At 63.6% G+C, this 8,564-nt stretch carries 6 protein-coding genes and 2 pseudogenes; 3 read left to right on the forward strand and 5 right to left on the reverse strand.

The features are described 5' to 3' along the window. The 5 genes and pseudogenes from AB4Y72_RS19425 to AB4Y72_RS19445 all read right to left on the reverse strand — a co-directional run. A pseudogene (locus AB4Y72_RS19425) lies at positions 1 to 240 on the reverse strand (IS21-like element helper ATPase IstB); the annotation flags it as partial. Then, complete coding sequence (istA, locus tag AB4Y72_RS19430; protein WP_441427779.1) at positions 237 to 1,913, reverse strand: IS21 family transposase; 1,677 nt, start codon at positions 1,911 to 1,913, stop codon at positions 237 to 239. The pseudogene AB4Y72_RS19425 and the gene istA, both read right to left, overlap by 4 nt. Positions 1,914 to 2,055: 142 nt before the next feature. Further along, positions 2,056 to 2,670, reverse strand: a pseudogene (locus tag AB4Y72_RS19435) (glycoside hydrolase family 32 protein); the annotation flags it as partial. 197 nt (positions 2,671 to 2,867) lie between these two features. Then, positions 2,868 to 3,914 (reverse strand): LacI family DNA-binding transcriptional regulator, encoded by a 1,047-nt coding sequence (locus tag AB4Y72_RS19440; protein WP_441427774.1) that lies wholly within the window; start codon positions 3,912 to 3,914, stop codon positions 2,868 to 2,870. A 21-nt stretch (positions 3,915 to 3,935) separates the two neighbouring features. After that, positions 3,936 to 5,168, reverse strand: a complete 1,233-nt coding sequence (locus AB4Y72_RS19445) for a Gfo/Idh/MocA family protein (RefSeq protein WP_441427775.1) — start codon at positions 5,166 to 5,168, stop codon at positions 3,936 to 3,938. 154 nt (positions 5,169 to 5,322) lie between these two features. Here AB4Y72_RS19445 and AB4Y72_RS19450 point away from each other — a divergent pair, with 154 nt between their 5' ends. The 3 genes from AB4Y72_RS19450 to AB4Y72_RS19460 all read left to right on the forward strand — a co-directional run. Next, a complete protein-coding gene (locus tag AB4Y72_RS19450) occupies positions 5,323 to 6,267 on the forward strand; it encodes a carbohydrate ABC transporter permease (RefSeq protein WP_441427776.1) in 945 nt (314 codons plus the stop codon). Positions 6,268 to 6,278: 11 nt separating this feature from the next. Then, on the forward strand, positions 6,279 to 7,181 hold the full coding sequence (locus tag AB4Y72_RS19455; RefSeq protein WP_441427777.1) for a carbohydrate ABC transporter permease: 903 nt from the start codon (positions 6,279 to 6,281) through the stop codon (positions 7,179 to 7,181). Between the two features lie 44 nt (positions 7,182 to 7,225). Further along, the coding region (locus AB4Y72_RS19460; protein ID WP_441427778.1) for an ABC transporter substrate-binding protein at positions 7,226 to 8,564 on the forward strand (1,339 nt) is incomplete at its 3' end.

Genomic DNA, 8,564 nt, shown 5'->3' on the forward strand with positions numbered 1-8,564 from the left:
GATGGAGGAGCGTCGGTCCCGGTCGTCGCACTCGGCCAGCAGCAGTTCGGCCAGGAAGCCCTGGTAGGAGAGTTGTTCCTTCCCGGCGACGGTGAGGGCTTCATCGAGCACAGCCCGGATAGTGGGCAGGCGCAGCCGCCGACAAGCCTGGTCCACGGCCGCGACGGCGGCTTGTTCGGTCAGTCCGCGCCGCCGGCGCAGAGTCGGAGTGATGCTTGTTCCGGGGACGCTGGGGCTCATGAGATGTTCTCCTTCGACGCGATTCCTGCGGGGTGTTCGGCGCGATCGGCCAGCAGCTCGTCATAGGCGCTGACCGATGGCAGTGGCCGCGTGTCCGGCGGGAGTCCGGCGATGACCGCGGCGGGGTCCATGAGACGGCGCTGGGTAAGACTGACAACCCGTTGCACATTCACTTCAACATGAGCACCGGGATTACGGTCCGAACCGGACCCACCCGCGGGGATGTTTGAGGCGTGTCTACGGGCTTCGACCGCAACGACGTCGGCGCTGACAGCACCCACTCCCAGGGCAGCGGCGATCCCCGACTGGATGTCGCCGGCGTCCATGGACCGGTGGAGCAGCAGGACATCGATGAGTTCACGGGTCCCGTCGGCATCGCCGTTGACGCGCCGAGAGGCAGCCCAGAAAGCCTCGTGCGCGCTGGTGAACGAGCCGGACTCCCGGGCCTTGGCCAGCGCGGTGGATCCGGGCAGCGCGCCGGGTTTGGTCTTGAGGACCTCTAGATAGTGGTCCAGCTGGACCGACTGCCCATGTTTGGCGACGATCCGTTGATGCCTGGCGACCACGGAGCGGCCGTCGAACACCACGACCTCAGATGCCCGCAAGGACACCCGGACCTTCCTGCCGATGAGCCGGGCCGGGACGGAATACTTCACCATCCGCACCGTGATCATCGAGGACCGGTCCACCCGCGGCGTCAGCACCAGCCCCGGGTCGAAGACCTCACCGGGCAGCGGAGCCAGGAACGGCTGCTCGGCGACGAAGTCCTGGCCGATCGTTCGGATCCTGTCACTGATCCGCCGGCGGTCGTCCTGGGCTTCCCACTCCCGGATCCTGTTGTTGAGCTCATCCAGGCATTCAGCGACAGGCATTGGGGAGAGCCGGTTGCGGCGGAACCAGCCCACTTCGCCTTCCACCCCGCCCTTCTCGTGGGCTCCGGTGATGCCGGGCTGGCAGTAGAAGGCATCGAAGCCGTAGTGCGAGCGGAACAGCAGCCACCGGTCGTTCTCCTGGCGCTGCCGGCCCTGCCCGAAGACCACGGCGGTGACGGCACTGGTGAGGTTGTCATAGCGGATGTGCCTGACCGGCACGCCGCCGACCTCGTTGAACGCCTCGATGTGGCCCTCGAGGAATGCTTCCTGGGCTTGGGTCGGATAGATCCGGTGGATGGCCTTGCCGGAGTGGGACAGACGGAATACGAACATGTGGCATTTCGTCTTCACCCCGTTCAGGACCACCCAGACTTCACCGAAGTCCACCTCAGCCTCAGCGCCCGGGGCATGCTCCTGCGGGACAAACACTTCCACCCGGCGGCCGGCCTCGACATCGATCTGGGCCCGGCGGACCCGCACGTAGTCTCGCACTGTCGAATACGACAACTCCTGCGCCCCATGCTCCTCCATGAGCCGGGCCAGTATCCTGCGGGCAGTGTGGCGCTGCTTCCTCGGCGCCGTCGTGTCCTCGGTCAGCATCGCATCGATTGCGGGCTTGAACGGGTCCAGCCGGGGCGATGACCTCTCGGGCGTTTTCCGCGCCGGGGGAACAGGATCCGACAATGCCTGCCGGACTGTGTCTCTGCCGATCTGGTACCGCTTTGCCAGCCCACGGATTGATACGCCCTCAACGCGGGCATCCCTGCGGATCTTGGCAAACAGCTCCATGCGCACCCTCATCCGGACCTCCAAATGCTCGCGTTCATCAGATGAAAGCAACATTGGGGGTGGTCCTGACTCAAACCGTCACAAGCAACCGGCGAGTCGTGGGTGGTCCTGGTTCAAGCCGTCACACCGGTCCTGAATCAAACTGCCATATTCAGCCGGCGGCGTTGGCGGGTCCGAAGCTGCTGAGGTAGTGCCAGTCCCGGAGGTTATCGGAGCTGTACATGACCACTTTGTGCTCGTTGGCTTCGACGGCCACCATGACCCAATAGTTGCCTGGGGGCCCGTTGTAGCGGAACACCTTCGGATCGCGGAAGTCTGCGGAGTTCCTGTCGAGGACGGGGTTGCCATGGTGCTTCGTCCAGGTGTAGCCGCCGTCGGAACTCCAGGCCAGAGACTGGGCCTGTGTGCCCCGGCGGGCCGAGCTGTCTTTGTAGGCGCTGGTGTAAATTGCCACCAGCGGGGAGGTCTGCCCGTTGCCGAGGCCACTGGTGTTGTACTGGTCGATGACGATGCTGCCGGAGAAGATGTCCTCTTCGGCGTCGCAGAGGATGGCCACGGGCTGCTCGTCCCAGTTGACCAGGTCCGCCGAGGTGGCGTGGCCCCAGGACATGTTGCCCCAGACGTTGCCGAAGGGGTTGTTCTGGTAATAGAGGTGATAAATGCCCTCGTGGTAGACGAGTCCGTTCGGGTCGTTGAACCATGTGTTTTTGGCCGTGTAGTGGATGGCGGGCCTGAAGATGTCATCCTCGTGGGCGGAAATAGCAGTCATGACGTTGGGTGCCTTTGTGGTTTATCGGTGGGTACGCCGCTGGCAGATGGGCAGCCGCGGCGGCTGCTGGGTGGCCTCCGGGCAGCAAGGAAACTCCGGTGGACGGTTGGGGACCGGATGGGTGGGTTCTCGTTGTGGTGGGATGCGGGCCCCTACGGCCGGTGATTGCTTTGGCGCAGCCGGAGAGGCTGTGATTGTCAGCGGCAGCCGCAGGATGCCCGCAGTACCAGCTCGGCAGGGAAGATTTGGGTTTTCGCTTGGGTCTCCTGTCCGGGCTCCGGGGTTAGGAGAGCGTTCAGGGCTGCCTGTGCCAAGTCCTTTAAGGGTTGGGCGACTGTACTGAGCCGGGGCCAGGTGTATTCAGATTCGGGCGCGCCGTCGAAGGAGAATACGGCCAGGTCCTCCGGTAGCCGGAGACCGCCCTCGTGGAGGGCGCAGAGGAAACCGGCCGCTTGTTGGTCGGAGCTAACGAAGACGGCGGTGGGCCGCTCGGAACGGGCCAGCAGCTCCTGTCCGGCATGGAAGCCGCCTTCGCGGGTAAAGGGCACCCGAATGATTGGGCCGGCCGTGAGGCCGGCATCCTGGATGCCCTGATGCCAGCCGACCTCGCGTGCGTCAAGCTCACTGTCGGCATTGCCGCCGATGACGAGTCCGATCCGTTCGTGGCCGTGGCCGATGAGGTGCTCAACAGCTGCCCGCGCTCCCTCCTGGAAGTCCACCCCAACTGCATTTGCACCGTGCCCCCTGGCGCCGCCTTTCATGACAACGTCGGCAGGATGGTTCAGGAGCACAACAGGAATGTCTGCCTGTTCAAGGTCGATTAGATCAGGCTCGAACAGCACGCTGGAGAGGAACAGGCCGTCCACCCTCCTCGCGGCGAAGTTCTTGATGAGGCGGCGCTCTGTGCGTAGCGAGTCCTGGGAGTCTGCCAGCAGGAGGGTGTAGCCCTGCTCGGCCGCGGCGTTTTCGACGGCGCGGGCGAGCGAGGCGTAGAACGGATTGATGGCGTCGGGGACGATCAGGGCGAGCATTTCGCTGGAACCTAAGGCAAGTGCCCTGGCTGCCGAGTTGGGCCGGTAACCCAACGCTCTGATTGCCTGCCGCACCTTGGCCTCGTTCGCAGCGGAAACCGGCCTCGGCCCGCCGTTGACCACGTAACTGACGACGGCGCTGCTGACCCCTGCCAGCCGGGCGACATCGTCGCGCGTAACAGCGGATTTGGCGTGTGAGGTCGGGTGCGGCATGGCAACCATGCTAGCGGCGTTTCACTTGGCGGACTCGCGAAGTACCGGGCGGGGCAGCTCTGCCGGGGCGTCGCCGAAGTCGGGCACCGGCAGGCGGTCGCCGCCGCGCAGGGCCGACTGGTGGGCAATGATGCCGGGAAGCGTGTAGCGGGCCGCTTCCCAGGCGTTGACCGGAGGCAGGGTGCCGGTGTTGATGGCGGTGACGAAGTCGTCGACGAGGAAGTGGTGGCTGCCCTCGTGGCCGTTGGGCAGGCCGCGGAACTCCGCCGGCAGTCGTCCGGCGTCGTGCACGGAGGCCATGCCGGAAATAAAGGCGTCGCGCAGTGCAGGAGCCACGTCGGCCAGCATGGGGTCATCCGCGTCCATGGTGGCCTGGGTCTCGAGCTGGTCACTGATGTCGGTCACGGCGTGCTTGTCCTGCCAGACGCTGACCAGGGCGAGCTGTTCGAAGCTGGCCTCCGTGCCGAAGTAGCGGAAGCGGCTCTCGCGCAGGTGGGAAGGGTAGCCCACCCTGCGGAACTCGTTGATGCGCATGGACCCGCCGCCGGCGAGTTCGAACAGGGCACTGGCGTTGGAGAAGTCGTTGGCGAACATGCTTATCTCACGGTCAAAGACGCCGTCGCCGCGCTCATCCCGGACCCCGACACAGCTGACGCTGACGGCGTGGGAGCCGGTTGCTCCCAGCACCCCGCCCACAGAGTGGGTCGGGTAGAGCATGGGCGGGTAGCTGGCGGTGCGCTTCCAGTCTTCTCCGCCGCTGTACTGGTAGGCGTCGTAGAAGCCGAGGTCCATGTCGTGGACGTAGTCGCCCTCAGCGTAGAAGATCCGGCCGAAGGCGCCCTCGGCATTTTTCTTGCGGGCAAAGACGGTTGCCGGGTTGTAGTAGCTGGTCTCACCCATCATGTACGTCAGCCCGGTTTCGCGGACCGCTTCGATAATTTCTGCGATCTCCTCTTCGGAGACCGCCATCGGCACGGCGGAGTAGACGTGCTTACCGGCCCGCAGCGCCTGCAGCACCAACGGTCCATGGGTCCAGCGCTGGGTGAAGATCGCTACGGCGTCGACGTCGCTTTCAAGCATTGCCTCGAAGCTGTCGAACGTCCCTGCCGCACCGGCGCTGCTGCTTTGGGCCTCCGCACGCTCAGCGATGATGTCGGTGAAATAGATGTCTGAGATTCCGGGGTGGGCAGCGAAGAGCTTGGCGAATACGCCTGCGAACTGTCCCGCACCAACGATTCCAATTGAAGAAGTCATGGAAGAAGTATGGGCACGGAATCTACGCGCGTCAACAAGCGGGCTTGAAGAGGCGTCATTCTGCCTCACTTCCAAGGAAGTTGTTGCATTTTTTACAGCTACGCGCGTAGAGTAGCCGTCAATTGTTACCTGCCTCACAGAAGAGGGATCAAAGATGACCACCATTACCAAGCACCCCCCCGCCGCAGCGCACAAGGCGCCGCAGCGTTCCAACCGGGGCCGTGGCATGGTCAAACTGCGCGACCTGAAGGTCGCGCTGCTGTTCATCCTCCCGGCGATGATCGGCCTCGTTGCTTTTTCTCTAGTCCCGACCATCCGTGGCATCTACTTGAGCTTCACCGAGTACAGCATCCTCGGAGAGCCCAAATGGGTCGGCCTCGACAACTACACGGCGATCTTCAAGGATGAGCTCTTCTGGAACGCGATGGCTGTGACCATCCAGTACGTCGCAATCAACATCGTGTTCCAGACAGTCATCGCCCTCGGCCTGGCGCTGCTGATGCACCGCGTCGCCAAGTCCACGTTCGTCCGTGGCGCCTTGCTGCTTCCCTTTCTGGTGGCCAACGTGATCGTCGCCCTGCTGTGGTTCTGGATGCTCGACTACCAGATCGGCATCGTCAACGAGATCATCAGCTGGATGGGCCTTCCCCGCATTGCCTTCTTCGGCAGCGATCAATGGGCCATCCCCACCATCGCCGGCGTCAACGTCTGGCGCCACATGGGCTACACCGCCTTGCTCATCTTCGCCGGCCTACAGGCCATCCCCCAACACGTCTACGAAGTGGCTTCCCTGGACGGGGCTTCCCCCACCCGGACGTTCTGGAGCATCACCATGCCGCTCCTGCGTCCGGTCCTCGCACTGGTCCTGGTGGTCACCGTCATCGGATCGTTCCAGGTCTTCGACACCGTCGCGGTCACCACCGGCGGCGGTCCGGTCAACGCCACCCGCGTCATCCAGATGTACATCTACCAAAAAGCCTTCGGCGAATCGGACTTCGGCTAYGCCTCCGCCCTGTCCGTCATTCTCTTCCTCATTCTTGCCCTGGTGGCTTTCGTGCAAATGAAGTTCCTCAAGGGCAACGAATCGGATCTGGATTAAGGAACCCCGCCATGACAACATCAACACCCTCCCGCACGAAGCCAGTCAACTGGCACCGCATCGGGGCCTGGGCCGTCATCGCCCTCGCGCTGGCCGTCACTATCTTCCCGTTCCTCTGGATGCTCCGCACGGCCCTCTCCAGCAACCACTCGCTGGCCTCCAACTCCGGGAACCTTTTGCCGGCGGACTTCTCCTGGGGCGCCTTCAAGCGTGTCTTTGGAATGCAGACCACAGAGGAGGCCATCGCCGAAGGAGGCTCCGGGGCAGCCATCGACTTCTGGCTGTACCTGCGCAACTCGATACTCTTTTCCACGGTCACTACCGCAGCCCAGGTCTTTTTCAGCGCACTTGCCGCCTACGCCTTCGCCCGGCTCCGCTGGCCCGGGCGCGACAAGGTCTTCTCCGTATTCCTGGCCACCATGATGATTCCGGGGATCTTCACCGCGCTGCCCAACTTCCTCATGATCAAGAACCTGGGCCTGCTCAACACGTTCGCAGGACTGACACTGCCCTTCCTGTTCATGTCCGCGTTCGCCATCTTCTTCCTGCGGCAGTTCTTCCTCAGCATGTCCCGCGAAGTCGAGGAAGCAGCCATGCTCGACGGGGCCAAGAGCCTGCGCATCTTCTTCCAGATCGTCCTGCCCAACGCCGCCGCACCCCTGGCCACCCTCGCGCTGCTGACCTTCATCGGCCAATGGAACGAATACTTCTGGCCACTGCTGGTCGGCAACGACGAAAACGTCCGCGTCCTCACCGTGGGCCTAAGCGTCTTCAAGTCCCAGTCCCCCCAGGGGGCCCCGGACTGGTCCGGACTCATGGCCGCCACCCTCGTTGCGGCAGTGCCCATCCTCATCCTGTTCCTCGCCTTCGGCAAAAAAGTGGTCAACTCCATCGGCTTCTCCGGCATCAAGTAACCCCTCACTTCCCTCCTCCCAAGAAACACCTCGAAAGGTCCACCATGAAGAAAACTATCGGCGTCGCAGCTGCCGCCGCGGCAATCGCCCTCTCACTGTCCGCCTGCGGCGGAGGCAGCACCGCCTCCACCGAGGCCAAGGGTGAAATCAACTACTGGCTGTGGGACGCCAACCAGCTCCCCGCGTACCAGCAGTGCGCTGCTGACTTCACCAAGGCCAACCCGGACATCAAAGTCAAGATCACCCAGCGTGGCTGGGGTGACTACTGGACCACCCTGACCAACGGCTTCGTCGCCGGAAACGCCCCGGACGTCTTCGCCGACCACCTGTCCAAGTACCCGGAATTCGCCGCCAAAAAGCAACTCCTGCCCCTCGACGACGCCGTCAACAAGGACCACGTCGATCTCTCGATCTACAACAAGGGCCTGGCCGATCTCTGGGTGGGCCAGGACGGCAAGCGCTACGGCCTTCCCAAGGACTGGGACACCGTCGGCCTCTTCTACAACAAAGCCATGACCGACGCCGCCGGCATCACGGCCAAGCAGATGGCCGAGCTGGATTGGAACCCCAAGGATGGTGGCAGCTACGAGAAGACCATCGCCCACCTGACCGTTGACAAGAACGGTAAACGCGGAGACGAAGCCGGCTTCGATAAGAACAACGTGGCCGTCTACGGCCTGGGTTTGGAGTCCTCGGGCTCGGGCCAGGGCCAGACCCAGTGGAGCTTCCTGACGGCCACCACCGGCTGGACCCACACGGACAAGAACCCCTGGGGCACCAAGTTCAACTACGACGACCCCAGGTTCCAGGAAACCATCGCCTGGTGGGCCGGGCTGGCGGACAAGGGCTACATGCCCAAACTTGAAACAACGGTAGGCGCCAGCATGCAGGACACCTTTGGCGCCGGCAAGGCCGCCATCAACACCTCCGGCGACTGGACGATCGGCCAGTACACCGGCTACAAGGGCATCCAGACCGGCATCGCACCCACCCCGACGGGACCGAAYGGCAAGCGCGCGTCCATGTTCAACGGCCTGGCCGACTCCATCTACGCCGGCACCAAGAACCCTGCCGCATCCGTCAAGTGGGTCGAATACCTCGCCTCCTCAGCCTGCCAGGACGTCGTCGCGTCCAAGGGAGTCGTCTTCCCCGCCATCAAGTCCTCCACTGCCAAGGCTGCCGCGGCCTTCAAGGCCAAGGGCATCGACGTCACCCCCTTCACCCAACAGGTGGAGGATGGAACGACGTTCCTCTTCCCGATCGCAGACAATGCTGCCAAAGTCGACGGCATCATGAATCCCGCCATGGACGCAGTGGTCTCCGACAAGGCCCCGGCCAGTTCCCTCACCCAGGCCAACGAAAAGGTCAACGCCCTCTTCAAGT

It is taken from the genome of Arthrobacter sp. YAF34 (assembly GCF_052113245.1).
In the GTDB taxonomy this organism is placed as follows: Bacteria; Actinomycetota; Actinomycetes; order Actinomycetales; family Micrococcaceae; genus Arthrobacter.